Source organism: Collinsella vaginalis (genome assembly GCF_900176655.1).
Taxonomy (GTDB): domain Bacteria; phylum Actinomycetota; class Coriobacteriia; order Coriobacteriales; family Coriobacteriaceae; genus Collinsella; species Collinsella vaginalis.
This window is the reverse complement of sequence record NZ_LT838843.1, coordinates 452,644-474,218: the sequence shown is the minus strand read 5'-3', so window position 1 is coordinate 474,218 and position 21,575 is coordinate 452,644. Positions and strand designations below refer to the sequence as shown.

Sequence of the window (21,575 nt, the reverse complement as noted above, 5' to 3'; positions counted from 1 at the left end):
GCCCTCCCCCATCGCGATCCCCCCGTGCACGAGGGCAATGTAGCGCCGGTCGAGGGTGCGCGTGCGGATCAGATTCTGGAGGGCGCGCTGCGTGTCGTCGTCCTTGGCCGCGAGCATGAGTCCCGAGGTGTCCCGATCGAGCCGGTGCACGATACCGGGGCGGTCCTCACCTTGGACAGTGCCCAGGTGGTCGATGCCGCAGTGACACACGAGGGCGTTCGCCAGGGTGCCAGAGTCATGCCCGTGAGCAGGGTGGCAGACGAGGCCGCGCTGCTTGGATAGGACGATCAGATACTCGTCTTCAAAGCGGATGTCGAGGGGTATGGGCTCGCCGATGACCGGACCGGCCGCAGCGGGCTCAGGGAGCTCGACTGCGATGACGTCACCGGCACGCCCGGTGTAGCGCTTGGAATCCTCCGGCACGCCGTTGACGGTGACCTCACCCTCCTCGATCAGACGCGCCGCCGCCGAGCGCGAGGGGACGCCCGTCCGGGAGCCCAACCAGGCGTCGAGGCGCTGGCCCGCCTCGGTGGGTGAGACCTCCTGCTCAAGCCTATCGTCCACGGTCCGCCCGCTTCCGCTCACGGCGCCGGCGCGCCTCGTCATCCCGGCGGTTCAGCTCCTCCGTCGCATCGACCTTGTTCGCCGGCGAGAGGACCGCGAAACCCAGGAAGGCCACGACGACCCCGACGGTGATTCCGATGTCGGCCACGTTGAAGACAGCGAAGTCCATGAACTCGGTGGCGAAGAAGTCCGTCACATACCCAAAGAGCAGCCGGTCGAGGGCGTTGCCGACCGCGCCCCCCACCACCATCGCGAGGCCCGCCACCTCGACACGGGAGACGAGTGGGGTCCGCCAGAGATAGACGGCGACCCCGATGACGACCACGATGGCGAGCAGGACGAAGAAGCCGGAGAACCCCTCGCCGAAGCTGAACGCCGCACCGGTGTTGCGCACGAATTTGAGGCTCAGGATTCCCGGTATGGCGGGCGCCTCCCAGAGCCCTCCGCCGGCGGTGGCCGCGGAGCGCACAGCCGCCTTCGTGAGCTGGTCGATCAGGAGCACGAGGCCGAAGACCGCGAGCGCCACGCTCACGCGCCAGGAGCGGGGCGGGGTGAAGGCACGCGGCCCCTGTTCGAGGTCGTCGATGCCCCCGCCCCTGTTCATGCGTTCGTCCCTCATCGCGACCCTACTGGGCCTGCGCGGCGAGCACCGCGGCGCAGCGGTCGCAGATGTGCGCGTGCTCGCCGTGGACTCCCGTGCTCACACGGTAGTTCCAGCAGCGGTCGCAGCTCTCGCCCTCCGCCGGCATGACCTCGACGGCGAGCTCGTCACCGCGCTCGAGCTCCACCGCGGAGACGATGAAGAACTCGGCCAGATCGCAGACGGCATCGCCCGTGAGGAGCCCAAAGAGGCCCTCAGGCAGCGTGGCCTTGACGCGGACCTGCTGGCTCTTGGTGAAGGAGCCCTCGGCGCGGGCATCCTCGATGGCCTTTGTGACCGCGCCGCGGAGCTCAAGGGCGGCGGCGAGGGTCGGTAGCCACGTCTGCGCCTCCTCAAGCGTGATGGGAGCCTCGTACCAGCTGAGCAGGGCCGCACGCTCCACGTGGTCGCGGCAGCCGGCCGGCGCGAAGTCCATGACCTCGTCGGTGGTGAAGGCGAGGATCGGCTGCAGGTCTCGCAAGAGCATGGAGAGGAGCTCGGCGACGACCGTCTGGGCGCTCCGACGCTCGGGCGAGGTCGCCCCGTCGCAGTAGAGGCGGTCCTTCAGGGCGTCGAGGTAGACGTTGGAGAGCTCCGTCACCACGAAATCGTAGAGGGCGCGATAGGCGCGGTTGAACTCGTAGGCGCCGTACGCGGCATCGACCTCGGCCTGAACCTCGGTGAGCCGGGCCACCATGAGTTTGTCGAGCGGCTGAAGGTCGGCGAAGGGCACGCCGTCGCGCTCCGGGTCGAAATCGTCTCCCACCACCGAGAGCAGGTAGCGCAGGGTGTTGCGGAAACGCCGGTACGCGTCCGCGGTGCGCGCGAGGATCTCGTGGTCGATCGCCACGTCGGATGAGGTGTCCACACTCGCCACCCAGAGGCGGATGATATCAGCGCCCATCTCGTCGCTGACGGCGTTGGGGTCGATCACGTTGCCCAGGCTCTTCGACATCTTGCGGCCCTCACCGTCAAGCGTGAAGCCCTGCGAGACGACGGCCTTGAACGGGGCGTGCCCGTTGGCGCCGACGCTCGTGAGCAGCGAGCTCTGGAACCAGCCGCGGTGCTGGTCGGAGCCCTCGAGGTAGAGGTCGGCCGGGTAGGTGAGCTCGGGACGGCCCTCGCAGACCGCGCGCCAGGAGACACCCGAATCCCACCAGACGTCCAGGATGTCGCGGTCGGCCGTGAGGTGGTGGCCGCCGCAGGACGGGCAGGTGCAGGCGTCACCGAGGTAGCTCGCCGGGTCGTCAGTGAACCACGCGTCGGAGCCCTTCTCGCGGAAGAGCGCGATCACCGCGTCCAGGGTGTCGTCGTTCATGACCTTCTCACCGCAGTCGGCACAGGTGTAGCTCGGGATCGGCACGCCCCAGTTGCGCTGGCGCGAGATGCACCAGTCGGGGCGCTGCTCGACCATGGCGCCGATGCGGTTGGCGGCGTGCGCCGGGTACCAGCGCACGTGGTTGCGGATCTGGTCGCTCGCCTCCTCGCGGAGCCCCGTCTCGTCCATCGCCACGAACCACTGGTCCGTCGCGCGGAAGATCACGGGGTTCTTGCTGCGCCAGCAATGCGGGTAGCTGTGGGCGATCTTCTTCTCAGCCACGAGCGTGCCGCGCTCGCGCAGGAAGTCGATGATGTGGGGGTTCGCCTCGTTGATCTCCATCCCCGAGAACGGCCCGCCGGTGCCCATCGTGTCGCCCACATAGAAGCGGCCGTCGTCGTCCACGGGCATGACGATGTCCAAGCCCTCACGCATGCCGACGTAGTAGTCGTCCATGCCGTGGCCGGGCGAGTTGTGGACGATGCCCGTGCCGTCCTCGGTGCCCACGTAGTCGGCGAGCAGCGCCACGCCCTCGACGCCGTCGAAGACAGGCTGGCGGTAGCGCAGATGGTAGAAGGTCTCCGCTGGCACCACGTAGGGCTTGCCGTCCACGAGCACGGGCGTGTAGTCCCAGCCGACGATCTCGCAGACCTTGGGCGCGAGTGCCTCGAGCATGATCTCGGCGCGGCCCTCGTGCTCGACGGCCACGTAGGCGGCGCCGGGCTTGAGCGAGACGGCCTGGTCAGAGGGGATCGTCCAAGGGGTGGTGGTCCAGATGACGAAGTCGACCGGTCCCGGGTAGGACTCGAGGCCCGCGGGCTTCGAGGTCAGCTCGAAGCGCACGTAGATCGAGGGGCTCGTCTCGTCGCCGTACTCGATCTCCGCCTCGGCGAGGGCCGTGTGGCAGACCGGGCACCAATGCACGGGCTTGTGCCCGCGGTAGATCATGCCGCGGTCGAACATGGCCTTGAAGACCTCGATGTCGGCAGCGTCGTGCTCATGGTAGAGCGTGAGGTAGGGATGGTCCCAGTCGCCGAGCACGCCGAGGCGGCGGAAACCGGCCTTCTGGAGCTCGATGTTCTCGACCGCGAACTCGCTGCACATCTCGCGGATCTCGGGCGTGGACATCTGGTTGAACCGCTCCGTGCCCACGGTCTGCTCGACCTTGTGCTCGATGGGCTGGCCGTGGCAGTCCCAGCCGGGCACGTAGGGCGTCTGGTAGCCCCGCATGGACCAGTAGCGGTTGATGATGTCCTTCGAGATCTTGTTCATGGCGTGGCCGATGTGGATCGGGCCGTTCGCGTACGGGGGGCCGTCGTGCAGGACGAACTTCTCGTGCCCCTCGTTCTTCTTGAGCATCTGCTCGTAGACGCGGTTCTGCTGCCACGAGCGCAGGCGCTCGGGTTCCCGCTGCGCGAGCGCGGCGCGCATGGGAAACTTCGTCTTCGGCAGGTTCATGGTCTGCTTGTACTCGTTGGCCATGAGACCTCGCCCCCTTCCTCGTCGTGGGCGCATGAAAAAAGCGCCCGTCCCTCAAAGCTGGGACGAAGCGCCTGGTTTCTGCGCGGGCAAGGTGCCGGTCCGCGCACGTGCTCTTCGTTATACCACCCAGCCTAAGGCTCGGATGGCATGCCATCTTCGCCCGTTACTCGGCTGGCCTGTGACGACGGCCATCCCGGCAGCGCCTACTGGGGCTTGAGGTGTCCTCTGCCCGTTGGGACCGCGGCTCCGGGGTGATATTCGCCAGGGTGCGCATGCGGGCCTCTCAGCTGCCGCTCGCTCTCTCAGATGCGCAGGGACCTGGGTACTCCTCCCCTTCAACGCCTGTGACCGGGATTGTACCACCTGGCATGCGCGGTCATGCGGGCCCCGGCGCCCGTAACGGAACGATCACACGGGACTGTCGTTCGGGACGCGTGGATGCAGCATCTCGGCTACGCGGTTCGCGTTTCCGCACGAATCAGAGGTCGAGCGTGTCGAGGCCGGCGGCGTCCACGATCCGGACACCACGCGCGGCGAGGGCCTCTGCGAAGAGCCCTTGACCAGGGATGAGCCGGCCCGTGAAGCTCCCGTCGTAGACCTCGTTGACCCCGCAGCTCGGGCTGCGCGACTGCAGGATCGCGAGGTCGACTCCCACCCCGTCCAGATCCAAGGCGGCGAGCGCCGCCTCGACGCCCACGTGGAACGCATCGGTCTTATCGACGCCATCCGCTGTGAGCACGCGACCACGGGCGAGCTCAACCGGAGGGCGTGGGACGGGTAACCCGCCCGCCACCTCGGGACAGACCGGCAGGACCTCATGCCCGCGGAGGCGCTCGGCAAGGCCGGAGATGAGGTTGTCTCCCCCGTTGTATTTGACGCGTTGACCCAGTAGGCAGGCGGAAACGCAGATACGCACGGCTCACGCCGTCCCTACAGCAGGCTCCGCCCGTATGCATCGGCCGCGCGCATGGCCTCGATGAAGCGCGACACCTCGAAGGGCTGCGGATGGGCCTGACGCCACTCGTTCGTGCTCTGCGCGAGCTCGGCGATGCGGGCGAGGTGGCTCTCATCGAGGTCAAGCTCGGCCAAGGTCACCGGCAGGTCGATGGAACGGTTGAAGTGGGCGTAGCGCTCGAGCTCGGCCGTGTTGCCCGTGTATGAGAACAGCACCAGGACGCCGAAGCTCACGACCTCGCCGTGCAGATGCGTCCGCCTCTCGCGCTCAATGCCGGTCGTGGCGTTGTAGAACGCGTGCGCGAGCGAGGAGTTGTAGTAGAAGTCGGGCTGGTTCGTGAGGTTGCTCACGTAGCCGGTGTTCACGAGGATGTCGAGGGCGACGCGCTTCACGGCCTCGCTCGAGAGGTCGTCGCGGACGTCGGCCAGGCCCTGCGCGCCATAGGTCATGAGCGGCTCGGTGCAGGTGTGCGCGAGAGAAAGGCCCAGCTCACCGGTGTGGGTGAGGTTGCCCGCGCTTGTGGCGTACTCAACCTCGGGCTGCTTGGAGAGGGCGTCGCCGATGCCGGCCCAGAAGTATGTGGCCGGGGCCTCGGCGATGATCTTGGGATTGATGAAGATGTGCGCCGGGGCGGCTGGGTACGCGTAGCGGTCGAGCGATCCGTCGTCATGGTAGATGACGGCGATGGCGGTTGCCGCAGAGCAGTTCGAGCAGATGGTGGGCACCGAGAACACCGTCTTGCCGAGGGCGAGGGAAGCGGTCTTCACGGTGTCGATCGCCTTGCCGCCGCCGATGGCGAAGGCGACGTCGGCGTCGCGGAAGTTGGGGTCGCCCGCGAGCTTGTCCACGTTGGTCTGCGTGGAGTCCGTGCCGTAGACGATGGTGTCGAGCACCTGGATGTCGGCGGCGGCGAGCACCTCGAGCAGGGCCGGGGACGCGGCGGCCAGGGCGCGCTCACCTCCCACGAGGACCACCTTCTTTGCGCCGTACTGGGCAAGCGCCTGCGGGGCGGCCTCGAAACAATCCTCGCCCACGGTGTAATCGCTCATCTGGATGGTGCGCATGCGCCCTCGCTCTCGGTCGGGATCAAGTTCATGGTGTCGGCCATTATAGCCCGAGTGTCCCTGTGACCCTGCGGGTTTCACATCGGAAACCCACTTATGATACGGGAACTGGAGCGGGCGTGGGGTGAAAGCGGCGCAGAGGTGGGCGGCCGTGTCGAAGCCGTGGCCTTTGACAGATACGTGTGGTGACGCGAGAGTGCAGGCTGGTTCGGTGGCTCTGGGTAGTTCGCAAAGCATGGAAAACGTCATCTCGCTGGCACCTTGATGCAAATTCGCTCTGGAACGATGTCGAGATGCCGTTTTGAAGGCAAAAAGCGGATAACCATGGGAAGGCTGTGAAGCGGAGCTGCTAGAGACGGGCGACTGCATGAGCCCACGAAAAGAAACTGGCGAGCAAAACGTCATCTCGTCGGCACTTTGATGCAAATTCGCTTTGGAACGGCATCGAGATGACGTTTTACAGGAGAAGAATGCACGCCCGCATCTTGCACAGGACTAGCGCACAGCAGGTGCCTGCCTCCACATGGCGAACAGCCCTCGACATTCACCGGCTGGACCCCTCAGGCACCCCCCTACAGCTTCAGCTCCCCCGATTCGCGCACGATGTAATGGGGTCGGCGCTTCGCCTCCTCGTAGGTCTTCGCGAGGTAGAAGCCAATCAATCCCACGCAGAAGAGCTGCAATCCACCGAGGAAGACGATGATGCAGGCGAGTGACGGCCAGCCCGCCACGGGATCGCCGCACACGAGGGCGCGGATGAAGATGAACAGGAAGGCCAGCAACGAGGCCGCGCAGAGGAACGACCCGAGCGCGAACGACGCGTACAGCGGGGCGGATGTGAACGAGGCGATGCCGTCGACGGCATAGCGGACCAGCTGGAAGAAGCTCCAGGCCGTCTCCCCCGCCGCGCGCTGGACGTTCTCGTAGGGCAGCCACTCCGTCTTGAACCCCACCCATGAGAACACGCCCTTCGAGAACCTGTTCCGCTCGCGGAGGGAGAGGACCGCGTCCACAACCTCTCGCTTCATGAGTCGGTAATCCCGGGCCCCATCGGCGAGATCGAGTCCCGTCAGGCGCCGCATCAGCATGTAGAAGCACCGCGCCGACCAGGACCGCATGACAGGCTCGTGCTCGCGCGTCACGCGACGGGCCGCCACCACCTCGGCATCGCCGTCGAGCAGCCGGGTCACCATCTCGGGAAGGAGATCCGGGGGGTCCTGCATGTCTGCGTCCATCGTTGCCACAAGGTCGCCGCTGGCGGCCTCGAGACCCGCGAGGATCCCGGCCTCCTTGCCGAAGTTGCGCGAGAAGGAGATCCAGCGCACGCTGAGGGCACCCGGTACGGATGCCGCATCGAGATAGGCGCCCGCGTCCTTGAACGCCGTCAGCGTCCCATCGTCTGAGCCGTCGTCGACGAGCACGATCTCGAACTCCCAGGGAGACCCGGCGTCGCAGATGCGGCACACGGACGCGAACGAGCTGGCGAGCGCCGGCAGGAGCACCGGGAGCGCATCCCCCTCGTTCTTGCATGGCACGACGATCGAGATCTTCATCGGCATCAGCCCCTACTGCGCGCGCCCGCAGCGCACCACGAAGTACGTGCGGTTCTCATATGGCCGGTAGATCGTCTGGACGCTTTGCACGCGCAGGCCGCTCCCGCTCAGGAACTCCTGGTATCCCGAAAGTCCCTCAAGGTCGGAGACGCTCTTGCGTCCGCGCTCGGCGCGCACGTAGACGGGGGCGTCCCCTGCACGGGCCAACGTGTCCGCGGCCGTGCTCGAAAGTGTCAGCTCCGGTTGATAGGCCTCATACGCCAGGCCCCACCCGCCCATGGGCCAATCGAGGAAGAGCTGGTCTGGCAGCGGGGCGGAAAGGCTCTGGGATACGGCGCCCGCGCTGACGATATCGCCATAGAGCACGGCGCCGGCACCGTCCCCTGTGGTGCTCTCGATCTCCTCCACGACGCGCCGGTTGGCCGGGTCATAGGCGCTCAGGCAGAAGGCGCCCTGGGCCACGACGGCAACCGCGGCGAGAGCCCCGATGGCAACCGGCGCCCGAAGCGCCCCCGCCTCGATGCGGCTGCCCAGCTGCAACGCGAGGGCGAGCAGCACGGCGACGAGCGGGATGGAGAGGTATCGGTAGTAGAGGACGACCGTGTCCACCGCGGCGTAGGCGAGGACGCCGAGGAGGATCACACCAAAGTACACGCCGAGGGAGCTCCATAGCGCGACCGCACGACAACCGGACGGACGATGTCGGATGACAGCGACCGCGCCGATCATGGCACCGGCCACCGCAAGCACGACGAGCCCCCACTGCAGGGCGATGGAACCGTCCTCAGCCGCCTCAACGGCATTGACGCCCGCCTCGCCGAGGAAGGGGAAGCACAGGATCTCGAATATCGATGTGGGGATCTCGAACTCAATCCAAAACCCCTTGCTGACCCCGCTGATCTGCTGAAGCAGCACGGCGAGAAACGGCAGGTAGAGGATGATCTGGCACACGGCACCGACGAGAAGCTTGGCGACGTCACGCAAGCGGCGCCCGCAAATCAGGTGCGCGAGCAGCATGAGGTTGATGAGGAAGGCTGTGAGCGCCCCGTAATAGTGCAGGCTCGCCGCGGACCAGCTGCCGACGAAAAAGGCGAGCCATGTCCCCCACGGGCGGGGGCGCGGCGCGTCCCCCTCCCCACTGCGCATGATCCGCAGGGCCATGAGCAGGCAGACGGCGACGGCGAAGACCGTCCAGGAGTACATGCGAATTTGGTTCCCGATGAAGAGATAGTACGGGCAAAAGAACACCGCGGCGGAGAATACCAGGCCCGAGACCGCGCCCCAATCGCGCCGGACGACTGCGGGCCCCAGCAGCGCCGTCGCGAGGATGCCCGCGACCGAGAAGAGGCGGAACGCCGTGACGTTCATTCCGACAACGAGGTAGAGGATGTGCAACGCCTCATAGTAGAGGACGGGGTGCACGTCATTTCCCCCGATGGTCCAGATATCCGTGAAGGACTTGTGCACGAGGGCGAGCGTGTAGCTCTCATCGAACCAGATGGAACCGTGGAACGATCCGGAGAGGAGGAGGATCAGGCCGACCACCCAGACCGCCAGCTGCATACGCAAAAGCCGATTGTTTTGGCCACTCATCTCTGACGGCTCCTCGGGTCGCCAGCCCGGCCGGCAACATCCAGAATTGAACTCGATTGGGATCGAAGACGACCGGATTATACACCAGGGGGTTGAACGGAAACCGACCGCTCAACCGAAAAGGAGGCCCGAACCCAACGCCCTCCCGCATGCACGCGGGGCATAAGCTCGCCTCCATGTCCCCACCCCGTCATGAGGGCCGCGGAGGGCGAAACCGCTGCGTCATCGGGGTGCCGAAGCACACGCCAGCACCGATCTGCTGGCAGACGGGCAGCTCGCCGGACATGGCAAGCATCCCTGGCGATGGGATTCGGCCGTAGCGGCGGGCCAAGCACCGCAGCGCGTCCTTAGTCCTCGTCGCGCTCGCGCAGGTAGATCTGCTGGAGACCGTACTCGCCCTCGGGGTCGTAGAACTCGTAGACACCGAGCGAGTTCAGGAAGGGCCGAAGGCGCTTGTAGCCGTAGTTTCGCACGTCGAAGTCGGGCAGGCGGCGGGAGAGTTGGTCGCCGAGCTGGCCCAGGGTCACCCAGCCGTCCTCGTCACCGTACGCGTCGATGATCGCAGAGATCGCGGAGCGGATGGCCTTCAGATGGCGCCTGCGGTCGGCGCGGGTCATCTCGCCGAAGGCGGCGACTTCCTTCGAGGCGTCATCGTCCTCGACGGCCTCCGCATCAGCGGCCGTCCCCGCGCCCTGACGGCGACGACGGCCCTGCTTCTCGGCCGCCTCCTCCGCGGCCTTCGCCTTCTCCCCCTCCGAATAGAGCAGGTCAAGGTACTTGAACTGGTTGCACGCGGAGATGAAGGGCTTGGGCGTCTTCTGCTCCCCCATGCCGATGACCTGCATGCCGCTCTCGCGCAGGCGGGCCACCAGGCGCGTGAAATCGGAGTCCGAGGAGACGATCGCGAAGCCGTCGACGTTACCTGAGTAGAGGATGTCCATGGCGTCGATGATCATCGCCGAGTCAGTGGCGTTCTTACCGTAGGTGTAGCTGTACTGCTGGATCGGCGTGATGGAGTTGTCGAGCAGGCAGTTCTTCCAGCTGGTCATGCGGGTGCTCGTCCAATCGCCGTAGATGCGCTTGTAGGTTGCCACGCCCGCGTTCGCGACCTCTTCGAGGACGATGGAGACGTACTTCTCGGAGATGTTGTCCGCGTCGATCAAGATGGCGAACCGGGGTTCCGCGTCGGAGGCGTACAAAGGCATGGCGGCCCTTTCTCAACAGGTATCGGTTGCGTCCATTGTACCGCCAGGGCGGCGCTCGGGATCACGAGGCCGCGGCGCCCCGGGGCGGCGTGCCGGGGCGCCGCGGCTCGAGTTGGACCGCAGCAGCCTTTCATAAAAGAACCGCGTCGAGCCTGCACCTGTTGCGCCGACTGCCCCTTTGAACGAATATGTCATCGCAACTGCAAGCGTTTAAATGTGACGTATTATCGCAACGATTACTGCGGATACCGGGACTTCTTGGAAGAAGCCGCTCCGGCCATGATCGAGATCGCTCGAGTCCTGGTGTAAGCTGACTGAGTATTACCAAGCGGACTAGAGGGCGTGAGATTCTTCGCAGATCTCAGGGCGAATTGAATGTTCCTCGCCGCGCCCGCAGCGAGTACGGTATAATGCCTTCTCGTCAAGCGGGCGTAGTTCATCGGTAGAACCTCAGCCTTCCAAGCTGATGAGGCGGGTTCGACTCCCGTCGCCCGCTCCATAAAAGACGCAGGTCAGAGTGGTTAAAACTCTGGCCTATTTTGTTTTCATAATCTATGACAGATGCGCATGACAGAAATATGACAGAAACCGCCCCAATAAACATGACGAGATTACTTTGGGACGGGGGCACCTCCTCCACCTATCCTTTTCCTGGCCCCGGCGGCATAACAGATCCCCCTAGCGGGACGCACGACCTCATTCTGATGTGAAAGAACTTCCGTCTGTTCGGCCCTATGCCGTGGGGCGGACCTTCCGATGTCGGGGAGAGACGCCGCCCCACGCTCGCAATTTCATGTTCGGTATTACAGCGGCCTCATAGGCCCGTAATGCGGAGCACCCCGGCGTCGGGAAGACCCGAACTATTTGATCAGCGCCATGGAAAAACCGGGTGCGGGGGTATACCGGCCCTGGTGCTGCGTGGTGGCCTGCGTACCCTGAAAAAAGACCCCCCTGGGGCCTCGGCACGGCTCACACGACCCGTTCTCTCACTGTCCGATAGCTATACCTCGTTTTCGCACATCGGTGTTCACGGGTCTTCCCGCGCAAAAAAGCGAAGCCCCCGCAATGGAGGCCCCGCCCGTCTAGTACGCTTTCCGTACTACTCAGAGTTTTTCCCTATATATATTCTACGAAGGAATATTTGAATTAGTACGTTTTGCGTACTAGGGGAATGCACGACGCTAGGCAAGCGGGGATACCGTCAACCCGAAGACGCAATTGCGCACCTGCGTCTTGCCCCTATCGGGCACGCCCCTTTTTACCGTCACGTTCATGTCTCGCAACTTGTCGTAGAAGCTCCGCGCGGACAACGTGCCGTGCCCCCTTTCCTTGCTCCATTCGCTGTAACGCGTGTAAACGTCGATTCCGCTGGTCTTCGCGCCCTCGAACCACTCGCAACACTCTTCGATAAACTCTCCCAGCACATCGGCGTTATCCCTGTACGCCTCCACTTCGCCCCTGCACGTCTGGGGAACATCCGTGCCGAAGGCCCCATATTGCTTCAAGCCGTCAAGCAACCAGTTGAGGACGCCGCTCTTGTACCCCTCTCCCTTCATTCGCTCTTTCAAGCCTAGGTCACGCATGCCCTCAGGAACCTTGTTTCGAAACGGAACGACGACGATTCGGTCAGATGTGAACAGGGTATTGTCGCTGAGTGTGGGCAAGAAGTTGGAATTGATCAGAATGGCGCACTCCGCACGAAACTCGAAATAATCCTGATGGAGTTTGCGCGCACTGATCACATCCCCGCCCGTCAACCTTTTCACGAGGGCGATATCGAGGGGCATTCGCTCGGGCAGCTCGGGGACCGTGATAAAGCGCGCACCCCTGAACGCCGCATAATCGGGCGTTGCACTTCCACTGCTTCGCTTACAGCAATAAAACGTCGCTGGGTCAGCTGTCCCTGCATAGCTCCCAAACACGCTTGCCACGGCCTCGCAGAACGTGGACTTGCCCGTTCGGGTAGCCCCGATAACGATGTAAAAGCATTCAAGGGATGTGTCTGCAGCGAGCGCAAGCCCCATACGCTGTTGAAGAAAAGGCGTCACGTCCTCACGCCCCTCGAACGTGCGGTTAAGGAACTCAAGCCACTCCCCGTAGCCCACATTGGGATCGTACTCGCACCCCGCAACCTTCGTGATCATGTCGGCGGGGTCATGTTGCCGAAAGATGAAATCGGGGCGAAGCACAAGAGTTCCGTTCTTCACGTTGAACAGGTTCTTGTCGTTATCGAAGTCGGCAATATGAGCGTTCAAAGCCTCATGTGAGTCCTCCAGCAGGTGCCTGCGTTTACTTTCCCCGTTGTACTTAGCGGCCTCTTTCATTACAGCACTTCGCTTGTCGGGATCCTCAATGGAGCACGCCCAGCGGCACAACCGTTCAACGAAATCCTTCATGAGCCGTTCGGCAAGCTCCTTGCCGCCCGAAGTCCCGTCCGCCCATCGCGTCCCATCGTAGGTGAACCAGCTGTTTGCCTCGCACACCCAACGCAGGCGGGGCCGGTACATGTCCCCGAAGACGCGCGATAGCACGCGGTCGTTTGTGCCTTCCGACAGTAGCCTGTCGAACGGGGATTCCGCATTCCGCTCAGTCTGCTTGCATGCCTTCCCATATCCTTTTGAAGGCCCTTTTTCGTAACGAGTGGTCACGCCCCTGACAATCCCCCTCGCCTCCGATTCCCCCATCGGCGGGGCGCAACGTGTCGCGTTCGCCTCCAGCACACGCCGCATGATTTCGTCATCATCGCAACCCTTTGCCTGAAGGGAACTCGCATACCTCATCAGCGTGTCGTTCCTAGCCCCCTCCGCGATTGTGCACGGCAATGTGAAGGGCTGTCGAGCGGGCTGCCCGCCCCCTATCTTATGTTCGTGCTGTGCCACAGCAGAACCTCCTTATCGGTCCCGTAGAAGATCCGATTTAACTGGGTTGTCGAGCGGTCAGCCTCTGGGTACGCCGCTAACAACGCCGCCCCGAAACGCTCCCCCTCGGCGGGGTCCCGCGTGGGTCGCGCCCTTGCGAACAGCAAGCGGTAGCGTTCGCGCTCCGGGGGTGCAAGCGGGTCGGGATCACTGCTAAACGTCTCGTAGCTGACAAGCAGGGGCAGACCTCGCCTGAGCGCTCTGATCACGGCTTCGGTGTACGCAAGGGGGGTCCAGCCGCGCGAAGTCATTGCGGGGTCGTTGTCCACGTCGATGCACCAAACCTGTTGCTGCTTCCAATGGTCCGGCGAACGCCTCCCGACGCAGAGGCCCCCCATGATGGAATAACCCCATGACAGGGCCTGCGCTAAACCCTCGGGGGTTACAGCGCGCGCCGCCCCGTTCTCCATTATTCGACGGCTGATCGCCGCAGCCTGGCGCTTAGTCGGCTTGCTCTCGAAGACCTCCGCCGAATCGACCCTGACAAGCAAACGCAGGCTTCGGGTATCATCGCCTTGGGGCCTTCCCGTGGTCCCTATGAGCCGTCCCTTTTGGTATGTGGTGTAGCAGAGGGGCGGCTCAACTTTTGGGGACACTACTCCACACCCGCGAAGTCGAGCAGGGCGCGCCGGTTGATGCGCCACATGCTCATGACCTTCACGGCCTTCAGCTTGCCCTGCTCGCACATGCGCGTGACGGTGCGCTCATGACAGTCGAGGAAAGCCGCAGCGGCCTTCGGCGATACGACGGCCTGCGCCCCCTCCGTCACCTCGGCGATAAGCTCGCCCGTAGTCTTCTTGCACATGGTCTGTCCTTCCTGGGCGTCTTGCGCCCGTCTCTGGGGTGCGGGTGCGCCCTCGGTTAACAACTCAGACCATAGCAAACAAAAAGGACCGTTCTACCTGCGGAAACAGCGTGCTTCTATCAGATTCGAAAAGCAAATACCGCCCTCTTTCTTTCAGTGAGGACGAATTATCAAGAAGCTCGAAAACAGTTGAAACGAAAAGGCCGCAGCTTTCTTTCAGCCACGGCCAAATATTATTTTATCCCCTTCATAAAAACGGCAAAAATGTATACTCGGATTGCTTGCTTTTCTGCCGTTCTTCGGCAAACTCGCGCACCTCTGCAGCCCAATCCAAAAGCTCACCGATATTCTCAAGCGCCCTAGCCTCGAATAGATCACTCGCCGGCCCTTCGGCAACCTCGGTCATGCTCTCGTTGGGGCCAATCCTTCGGACGTCTTCAAGAGCCTCGCGCGCGGTCCTCTTCCCCCATCCGCTACCGGATTGTATGCGGCAGGTCAGCACAGCCCCAACGGCGTCAAGCTCGGCCTCTTCCGTCTCCATCAACGCCGCGATAACGGCAAATCGCTTCAGTTTGATGCGGTCGGGCCTCGCCAATCCAAATAGGCAGTCAACGATGAGTGAGTACGCGGCCTCATAGCGTTCATGCGATGTCGGCAAATCTAAGGGGGCAAACGGGTTGCGGCGTAGGATCTCGCCCACGATTTCGCCGCTGAGTCTCCCCGTCATCTCATCCGCCATAAAACGCGCAAGCATGTCCACGATGAAACCCAGCCGATCGGCGTTAATCTTACTAGACTCCCTCAGCCAACCGTTGAGCGCTTGACGTGAGAACCCAACGCCCACCATGCGAGCGTACGTCTCAAGGAACTTCTTTTTACCGCTGTCATCGTTCAAAGCCCATCGGATAGCCGTCTGCAATCGATCGTCCGGCAGTCCTCGCAACGGGTGCTTTGGGTCTTCAACATTGATTCCCTTATCCTTCAGCACAGAATTGAAGTATTTCGAATCTTCACTCGCTTCGCGCTGCTCATTGCTGGGCTTAGTTCCACCGCACTCACCATTCTTATTACTGGCCATCGGTGCCCGTCCCCACCAGATCAATGACCTGCCCGTTGCTCACGTGCCTCGCTGCCTCAGCCTGATACAGGCGCTCAACTGCCTGTGCCCCCCGCCGTTTTGCGTCCGCATCGGCTGTGGCGTAAACGTTGAGGGTCATGGCCGCGTTGGCATGCCCCAAGATGCTCGAAACGGTCTTGACGTCGGTTCCGTACGCAATTGCAGCCGTGGCGAACGTGTGGCGCAGATCGTGGAACGTTGGACGGTTGCCCTCTGTGCCGACAAGCTCAAGCGCGTCGGCAGCGATGCGCCAACGTGAGGAAAGGTAATGCGGGGCCATGTAGCTGCCATCCGCACCACCGACAACGAACAGCTCGTTGAGCTTGGTCCCGATGCTCAACCGCTCCTCGTTCACCTGAGCACGTCTCGCCCTGAGCGCGTCGGCAACTGTGCCGGGGATATACAGAGTGCGGATGCTACCGCCCGTCTTGGGTTCCTTGAGATACCACTTAGAGCCGTCGCGCCCTATCGTCTCGCGTACCTCAAGCGTCTGGGCGTCGAGGTTTACGCTCTTCCACCGCAACCCGCAAATCTCCCCTTCTCGCAAGCCCATATAGATCGCAAGCGCGAAAGCGACGTTGAGGGGCTTGCAGGGGTCCAGCGCAATGAAGCGCACGACCTTCGCCCGTCCGTAACCGTCGAGTGCGTTGGGCCTCGGCGTAGGCAATTTGGGGTTCTTGATGCCCCGTGTGGGGTCCTTAACGAGGCGGTCACGGTCCACGGCCTCGCGCATGGCTGAGCGAAGGTTGGTAAGGCACTTCTTGACCGTCGAGGGCGCATATTCCTTGGATAGCCCCGTCACCCACTCTTGCACATCGTCGGGCGTGAGGGCGTCCAGCTCAATCTTGCCGATACTCGGGGCGATATGAGTCTTGAGGATGCGGCGAAGCTCATTCGCCGATGATCTCTCGATACTTAGGGCGCGGCCCTCCACGTACCTAGAGAAGTACTCTGTTACCGTCTCATGGCTTTGCGGCGTCTCAAGCGCCTCGGCGTTGAGCCGCTTCCTCAGGGTCTCGGCCTCAATCTGCGCCGCCTTCTCAACCTGCTTGGAGCGGCCTTTGTCGCGCCCCTCGGTCTTAAGTGTGACGTTTTTCTGCCTCCACTTTTCCTCATCGTCTTTGTATTGCAGAACCGCACGCCACTTGTAGGCCGTCACAGTGCCGTCCTTCTTGCGCGTCTCATACGGCTTAACTGAGACGGTCGTGAACTTTTCAGCAGGTAAACCCATGTAAGAACCTCGATTTCTCATGACAGATTTCATGACAGAAATATGACAGAAACCATCTTTACCACATGGTAGTTCACGGTCTTTTTAGGCGCAATAGTCCAAATATACGCAGGTAGAACGACCGAGTTATTGCAGGTAGACGGCCTATCAGAAATTATCTCTACTCTTCCAAGCTGATGAGGCGGGTTCGACTCCCGTCGCCCGCTCCAGATGAATTCGCAGGTCAAACCGTTATTTGGTTTGACCTTTTTTGATTCCGCCTTGAAATGCGCAATGGAGGTGCGCAATATTACATTGCTTGGCTCAAAACCGTTTTTGCCATAGGATTTCGCCACGGTACCCGACCCTAGCTATCCCTCGTATTTCGCCAGTGGCTCCCGTCATAGTCAATTGCATCTCCCCTGCGGAATGGATGTTGGGAGGGTGAATCGGGGGCGTGGTCGTTGTTCCGCTCCCATCGGTCAATACCTGCGGCCCCATACTCGCACCTCTTTGTGGATCGGCTATTACACATTGTGAGAGGCAGTCCTTTAAGCTCCCAGTAGATCGCTTAATCGTGTTCCGGCAGCTTTCGTAAGTCAGAATCTATCGCCCAGCGAAACCAATCCGGATCACCTTGATCTTCCGCTTCGATCCCGTACACGACGCCTTCGTCTCCATGATCGTCGACGTCGATTATGAAACAGGGCTTCCCCGACTTCAAATCAAGCACCCTGTCAAACAGACGATACATTTGTAATCGCCCCTTCTCCCATGATACGGTCTGATGGTCGCAGGCTGTGAAACCGGTTCCCTTTTATTCAAATTCCAGCCAAACAATCAACCCAAATTCCCTGTCCCCGTCTTGCCCACTTTGACAACTCGTCATCCTTGCGACAAGCGGCCTCAGTCTCGATTGCTTGCGCCACGGCGTTAGCAGCCCGTTCCATCTGCCCAATGTTTGGAGAGTCCCAGCTTCATGGATTTTGGAATCTGGCCTTTGATACCACAATTTGAAACATGAGAACCATCTAAAGCTGAGCTCCGGACAACATTGCTAATGTGCAATATCGAGTATATCTTCCCACAGGGCGATTTAATTCCTGATCTTCATGAAAGAGCCGCCCCAACACAGAGACGGCTCCCGCGGACGCCCGGATTTGAACCGGCTCTCCTCCATCAAGGCGTAACCTTTAAATTATACGACATTTGCCATTTCTATTATACACAACACACGCAAAAAGGATCTCACTCCCTATAGACGGTTTTCATGCGAAAACTTACGCATGCCCCCGGTTCTCCAAGCACCACCGCGCGAGCTCCTGCAAGAGCTCAATCGGCAGCTCCTTGGTGTGGGGGAGCTGAATCGCACCCTTGCTCGTCTTGAACGCCGTGAGCCGATCGGCGAAGGCCGCAACCGCCGCGGACCCGGGATAGATCCCGATGTGCTTCTTCGCGGCGGCGTAGTGGATGATATGCGACCCCTGCCAGCACGTCGGCATATTCCACGCGATGCGCTCCTCGGCATCGGGCAGGGCCTCGGCAAAGGCCTGACACACCTGGGTCAAGCGCTCGGCGATAGCGGGCTCCTGGGCTGAGATGTACTCGTCAACGGTCACGGATGACTCCTTTCTGGCACTGCTGACCCCACCGATCAACCCTGGCGCACGCCACCGCGGAGATACTGCGGCGGCAGCGGTGTCGCCTCGGCGCGCAGCTGCGTCGCCCAGAGGCGCGGGAGGGTCGGATCGGCGAGCAACGGACGCCCGATCTCAACGGCGTCAGCGTCCCCGCTCACGAGGATCTGCTCGGCCTGCGTCGCCGAGAGGATGAGGCCCACCGCTGAGACAGGCGTCTCGAGTCCGGAACCCCGTAGGGTCTCGCGGACGGCACTCGCCGCAGCCACCTGGTAACCAGGGCCGGCCGGGATATCGGCGAGCATATTGCCGCCTGTTGAGATGTCGACCATATCGACGCCGTCGGCCACCAGGGACGGCACAAGCCGGCAGGTGTCGGCGAGCGTCCAGGAGCGCTCGCCCGGCAGGGAATCCGCTTCGACCCAGTCGGTAGCCGAGAGGCGGATGAGCAGGGGCCCCTCCCCTATTGCCGCGCGCGTGCGACGCACGACCTCGTGCACAAAGCGCGTGCGTCCCTCGAAATCGCCGCCCCATCGATCGGCGCGCGCGTTCGACGCCGGCGAGAGGAACTGGTGGATGAGGTAGCCGTGCGCACCGTGGATCTGGACGCCGTCGAAGCCGGCTGAGATCGCACGGCGGGCGGCCGTGGCGAAGGAATCTGCGAGCGCATCCACCTCGGCATCGGTGAGCTCGCGCGGCGTGAGACCGTCTTCCGACATGGGGATCGCCGAGGGGGCAACAGGCTCCCAGCCACCGATCTCCGGCGTAGCGGGCCCCTCGGCCTCCTCCCAGGCACGCCTGCTCGAACCCTTGCGCCCGGCATGGTTGAGCTGGATGAACGCACGGGCACCGCCGGCGTGGATCACATCGGCGAGGAGTTTGAAATACGGTATCTGGGCGTCGTCGTGCAGCAAGAGGCAGGCGACGGAGATGCGCCCCTCGGGAACGACGCCCGTGGCCTCGACCACCACGGTTCCCACACCGGACTGCGCACGCGAACCGTAGTGCACGAGGTGCCAGGTGTTCGGACGGCCGAGCTCCGGCCCCACGGGAGCAGCGGAGTACTGGCACATCGGGGGCATGATGAGTCGGTTCGGCAGGTCGAGCCCGCGTACGGTCAAGGGCTGGAACAGGAGGGAGCGCCCCATGGCGATCACCTACGGCTTTCTCGCGGTTGCTAGATGGCCGGGTTTATACCCGAACGAGGCCGTAGGTTGCGGCATCCGCCCAAGCTCCAGTCGCTCTCCCGAGGGCGCCACGTGGGAGCGCGTCACGGGGAGGATGTTCAGATGGAGGAGTAAAGCGTCATCTGGGGGCCGCTTCGAGGCAGATTCGCATGGAGACGCTATCGAGATGACGTTTTCGACGCCATCCTCGTTAGGCACTCCGATACGACGGACTTGCGGCCATCCCAATCGCAGATAGCGTGCGAAACGTCATCTGGAGGGCATCTATAGGCAGATTCGCATGGGAACGGCTTCGAGATGACGTTTTCGACGCGAGTCTCACCAGAGGGGCCTCGGACACCCTGGTCGAATCGGCCTTATGTGCGTCGGCTTGAATGAGATGCAAAACGTCATCTGGAGGGCATCTTGGAGCGGATTTGCCTCAAAGCAAGGTCGAGATGACGCTCTCGATGAGTTAACGGCCTCGCACGGGTCGCCCCTTCTCAGCCAGATCCCTCAGACCCGCATCACCCCACACCGCGAAAGCCCCTTCATACCATGCCCTCCGAAACGGGCACCCCGTGTCCCCATCACGCCCCCGTCGTGCCAAGCGGGCGACGACTCTTCGGCAGCGCATCGCGCACGATCTGATACGACTGGCGCACAAGGTCGGCAACCATGACCTCATCGACATCGCCATGAGGGTGGATCGTGATCCAGTGTCGTTTGTTCATGTGGTAACCCGGGGTGATGGCGTCGAAACCCTGTGTGAGCGCGAGGGCGTCGGCGGGATCGGCCTTGACGGTGACGATGCGATCATCAAGCTCGCTGAACAGCGCAAACCACTTCCCCGCCACCCGTGCGGCCTCCCAGTCGGCGGCAAAGGAGTGCACATCGGTGGCGGGGAGGGAACGCACCGTCTCTATCGCAACGCGGGTGAGAGCGGCTCCGTCCATGGGCTAGGCCTCGAGGCCCTCGGCGTACCGCACGAAGTTGTCGAGGATCGCCTGCCAGCCCTGCTGTTGGAACTCGCGGGGATTCTGAGCCTCGGGGTCGAAGTCGAGGGTGATGCGCGTGCCATCGTCAACCGCTTCGAATGCGGCGAGCACCTCGCGGCCGTCCTGCATCTCATAGGTGAAGGAGCGACCCGGCTCAACCGCGGTATAGGTCGCGATGAGGTCGAACCCCATGGAGCCGTCCTTTGCCTCCATGCGGGCGTGGTAGGTCCCACCGACCTGCGGGTCGTTCTCAGCGCGAGGCGTATGCCAATCCTCGCTCGCCGCGTTCCACCGAACGATGTGCTCCGGCTTCATGTACAGATCCCATGCGGCCTCGACGGGGACGTGGGCGATTGCCTCGATGTGAACCTTCTCCATGGTGCGCTCCTTTTCGGCACGGTGGCCATCGGGGTTGCGGGCGTTACGGTGGTTATACCCCATGCCAAGGCAGTGCGCCGTCGCATCCTGACCACCGGGAGATATTCGGAGAAAGCGTTTGGAAACGAGCGGGAAGCTCAGGAGATGGTCGGGACGACAGGATTTGAACCTGCGACATCCTGCTCCCAAAGCAGGCGCGCTACCAAGCTGCGCCACGTCCCGACTCAAGCAGTTGATTATACGGCTTCCCATGGTGAGGGGCAATGTTCCGAATGCCCATGTGCACCCTGCGCCGAATTTAAATGAACGCACGCGAGGCGTGGCGTCAGAGGTTGTCAGCGCCTATTCGAGTCTCGGTGGCTGGGACCCAGGCCTTCAAGGCGCACTCCCCCTAAAGGTGCCCACCCTTCCCGGTTGTGGGGTTTCCGTCTTCCGTCGGACACGCTCCACACGGTCTTAGTCGGCCCGTAACGCGGCATAAACCCACTATCGACCGATACGCGACGGCGGACCGCCGCACACCTCAACCAAAGGAGACCGACATGTCCAGTGGGTTCAGCAAGGCCGAGCAGGAGGCCATGAAGCAGCGCGCCGAAGAGCTGCGCGCCGAGCGCGGGGGCAAGAAGAAGGCCGATTGGCTCGAATCGCTCCTCGAGGCCATTGAGGCCATGCCCGAGAACGACCGCGCCATCGCCGTGATGGTGCACCAGGTGGTGAGCGAGGTCGCCCCCGAGCTCTCCCCACGCACCTGGTACGGGTTCCCCGCCTACGAGCGGGACGGCAAGGTCATCGTCTTCTACCAGCCGGCATCCAAGTTCGACGTGCGCTATGGGACGCTCGGGTTCCAGGAGGGCGCAGCCCTCGATGACGGCAACATGTGGGCCACGAGCTACGCCATCAACCAGGTGACTGATGAGGTGACCGAACGGGTCCGCGAGCTCGTAAAGCGTGCGATCGGGTAACGGGACGCCT

Annotated in this window: 17 protein-coding genes and 2 tRNA genes; 2 read left to right on the top strand and 17 right to left on the bottom strand. The window is 62.8% G+C overall.

What is annotated here, in order from left to right:
• From CAP13_RS03730 to CAP13_RS03695, 8 genes are all read right to left on the bottom strand, one after another.
• Positions 1-564, bottom strand: a 564-nt coding sequence (locus CAP13_RS03730) for a pseudouridine synthase (RefSeq protein ID WP_245798890.1), incomplete at its 3' end; no start/stop codon positions are given.
• The gene (gene lspA / locus CAP13_RS03725) at positions 554-1,168 is read right to left on the bottom strand and encodes a signal peptidase II (protein ID WP_085830281.1); all 615 of its coding nucleotides are present in this window, start codon (positions 1,166-1,168) and stop codon (positions 554-556) included. The genes lspA and CAP13_RS03730, both read right to left, overlap by 11 nt.
• Positions 1,169-1,190: 22 nt before the next feature.
• Entirely contained in the window at positions 1,191-4,004 is a 2,814-nt protein-coding gene (ileS, locus tag CAP13_RS03720) for an isoleucine--tRNA ligase (RefSeq protein ID WP_085830280.1), read from the bottom strand.
• A gap of 478 nt (positions 4,005-4,482) precedes the next feature.
• Positions 4,483-4,920, bottom strand: coding sequence for a 2-thiouracil desulfurase family protein (locus CAP13_RS03715; RefSeq protein ID WP_085830279.1), 438 nt, complete (start codon positions 4,918-4,920; stop codon positions 4,483-4,485).
• A 14-nt stretch (positions 4,921-4,934) separates the two neighbouring features.
• A complete protein-coding gene (locus CAP13_RS03710; protein WP_085830278.1) occupies positions 4,935-6,023 on the bottom strand; it encodes an iron-containing alcohol dehydrogenase family protein in 1,089 nt (362 codons plus the stop codon).
• Between the two features lie 572 nt (positions 6,024-6,595).
• Positions 6,596-7,576, bottom strand: a complete 981-nt coding sequence (locus CAP13_RS03705) for a glycosyltransferase family 2 protein (protein ID WP_085830277.1) — start codon at positions 7,574-7,576, stop codon at positions 6,596-6,598.
• Positions 7,577-7,588: 12 nt separating this feature from the next.
• On the bottom strand, positions 7,589-9,169 hold the full coding sequence (locus CAP13_RS03700) for a hypothetical protein (RefSeq protein ID WP_143764878.1): 1,581 nt from the start codon (positions 9,167-9,169) through the stop codon (positions 7,589-7,591).
• Positions 9,170-9,516: 347 nt separating this feature from the next.
• Positions 9,517-10,374: an NYN domain-containing protein gene (locus tag CAP13_RS03695; RefSeq protein WP_085830275.1), complete on the bottom strand. Its 858-nt coding sequence runs from the start codon at positions 10,372-10,374 to the stop codon at positions 9,517-9,519.
• Between the two features lie 425 nt (positions 10,375-10,799).
• Between CAP13_RS03695 and CAP13_RS03685 the strand changes: the two genes are divergently transcribed.
• Positions 10,800-10,873, top strand: a tRNA-Gly gene (locus tag CAP13_RS03685).
• Between the two features lie 682 nt (positions 10,874-11,555).
• Here the strand turns inward: CAP13_RS03685 and CAP13_RS03680 are convergent.
• From CAP13_RS03680 to CAP13_RS03630, 9 genes are all read right to left on the bottom strand, one after another.
• Positions 11,556-13,253: a phage/plasmid primase, P4 family gene (locus CAP13_RS03680; protein ID WP_085830274.1), complete on the bottom strand. Its 1,698-nt coding sequence runs from the start codon at positions 13,251-13,253 to the stop codon at positions 11,556-11,558.
• 634 nt (positions 13,254-13,887) lie between these two features.
• A complete protein-coding gene (locus CAP13_RS03670) occupies positions 13,888-14,097 on the bottom strand; it encodes a helix-turn-helix domain-containing protein (RefSeq protein WP_085830272.1) in 210 nt (69 codons plus the stop codon).
• 247 nt (positions 14,098-14,344) lie between these two features.
• Positions 14,345-15,175 (bottom strand): hypothetical protein, encoded by an 831-nt coding sequence (locus CAP13_RS03665; RefSeq protein ID WP_085830271.1) that lies wholly within the window; start codon positions 15,173-15,175, stop codon positions 14,345-14,347.
• The gene (locus CAP13_RS03660; protein WP_218775297.1) at positions 15,165-16,445 is read right to left on the bottom strand and encodes a tyrosine-type recombinase/integrase; all 1,281 of its coding nucleotides are present in this window, start codon (positions 16,443-16,445) and stop codon (positions 15,165-15,167) included. Before CAP13_RS03660 ends, CAP13_RS03665 begins: the two co-directional genes overlap by 11 nt.
• Positions 16,446-17,704: 1,259 nt before the next feature.
• Positions 17,705-18,043, bottom strand: a complete 339-nt coding sequence (locus tag CAP13_RS03650) for an iron chaperone (protein ID WP_218775296.1) — start codon at positions 18,041-18,043, stop codon at positions 17,705-17,707.
• A 35-nt stretch (positions 18,044-18,078) separates the two neighbouring features.
• The gene (locus CAP13_RS03645; RefSeq protein WP_085830738.1) at positions 18,079-19,209 is read right to left on the bottom strand and encodes an NADH:flavin oxidoreductase/NADH oxidase; all 1,131 of its coding nucleotides are present in this window, start codon (positions 19,207-19,209) and stop codon (positions 18,079-18,081) included.
• Positions 19,210-19,817: 608 nt separating this feature from the next.
• Positions 19,818-20,183, bottom strand: coding sequence for an MmcQ/YjbR family DNA-binding protein (locus CAP13_RS03640; protein ID WP_085830267.1), 366 nt, complete (start codon positions 20,181-20,183; stop codon positions 19,818-19,820).
• Positions 20,184-20,186: 3 nt separating this feature from the next.
• Positions 20,187-20,603, bottom strand: a complete 417-nt coding sequence (locus tag CAP13_RS03635) for an SRPBCC domain-containing protein (RefSeq protein ID WP_179184919.1) — start codon at positions 20,601-20,603, stop codon at positions 20,187-20,189.
• Between the two features lie 145 nt (positions 20,604-20,748).
• Positions 20,749-20,825 (bottom strand) — tRNA-Pro (locus CAP13_RS03630).
• Between the two features lie 320 nt (positions 20,826-21,145).
• Here CAP13_RS03630 and CAP13_RS03625 point away from each other — a divergent pair.
• Entirely contained in the window at positions 21,146-21,565 is a 420-nt protein-coding gene (locus CAP13_RS03625; protein WP_085830265.1) for an iron chaperone, read from the top strand.
• Positions 21,566-21,575: the final 10 nt, after the last annotated feature.

Excerpts from the sequence above, each read along its gene's own strand:
- lspA (WP_085830281.1), bottom strand. The coding sequence starts at position 1,168 with ATGAACAGGGGCGGGGGCATCGACGACCTCGAACAGGGGCCGCGTGCC.
- CAP13_RS03635 (WP_179184919.1), bottom strand. The coding sequence starts at position 20,603 with ATGGAGAAGGTTCACATCGAGGCAATCGCCCACGTCCCCGTCGAGGCC.
- ileS (WP_085830280.1), bottom strand. The coding sequence starts at position 4,004 with ATGGCCAACGAGTACAAGCAGACCATGAACCTGCCGAAGACGAAGTTT.
- CAP13_RS03640 (WP_085830267.1), bottom strand. The coding sequence starts at position 20,183 with ATGGACGGAGCCGCTCTCACCCGCGTTGCGATAGAGACGGTGCGTTCC.
- CAP13_RS03705 (WP_085830277.1), bottom strand. The coding sequence starts at position 7,576 with ATGAAGATCTCGATCGTCGTGCCATGCAAGAACGAGGGGGATGCGCTC.
- CAP13_RS03625 (WP_085830265.1), top strand. The coding sequence starts at position 21,146 with ATGTCCAGTGGGTTCAGCAAGGCCGAGCAGGAGGCCATGAAGCAGCGC.
- CAP13_RS03710 (WP_085830278.1), bottom strand. The coding sequence starts at position 6,023 with ATGCGCACCATCCAGATGAGCGATTACACCGTGGGCGAGGATTGTTTC.
- CAP13_RS03645 (WP_085830738.1), bottom strand. The coding sequence starts at position 19,209 with ATGGGGCGCTCCCTCCTGTTCCAGCCCTTGACCGTACGCGGGCTCGAC.
- CAP13_RS03665 (WP_085830271.1), bottom strand. The coding sequence starts at position 15,175 with ATGGCCAGTAATAAGAATGGTGAGTGCGGTGGAACTAAGCCCAGCAAT.
- CAP13_RS03700 (WP_143764878.1), bottom strand. The coding sequence starts at position 9,169 with ATGAGTGGCCAAAACAATCGGCTTTTGCGTATGCAGCTGGCGGTCTGG.
- CAP13_RS03695 (WP_085830275.1), bottom strand. The coding sequence starts at position 10,374 with ATGCCTTTGTACGCCTCCGACGCGGAACCCCGGTTCGCCATCTTGATC.
- CAP13_RS03660 (WP_218775297.1), bottom strand. The coding sequence starts at position 16,445 with ATGGGTTTACCTGCTGAAAAGTTCACGACCGTCTCAGTTAAGCCGTAT.
- CAP13_RS03670 (WP_085830272.1), bottom strand. The coding sequence starts at position 14,097 with ATGTGCAAGAAGACTACGGGCGAGCTTATCGCCGAGGTGACGGAGGGG.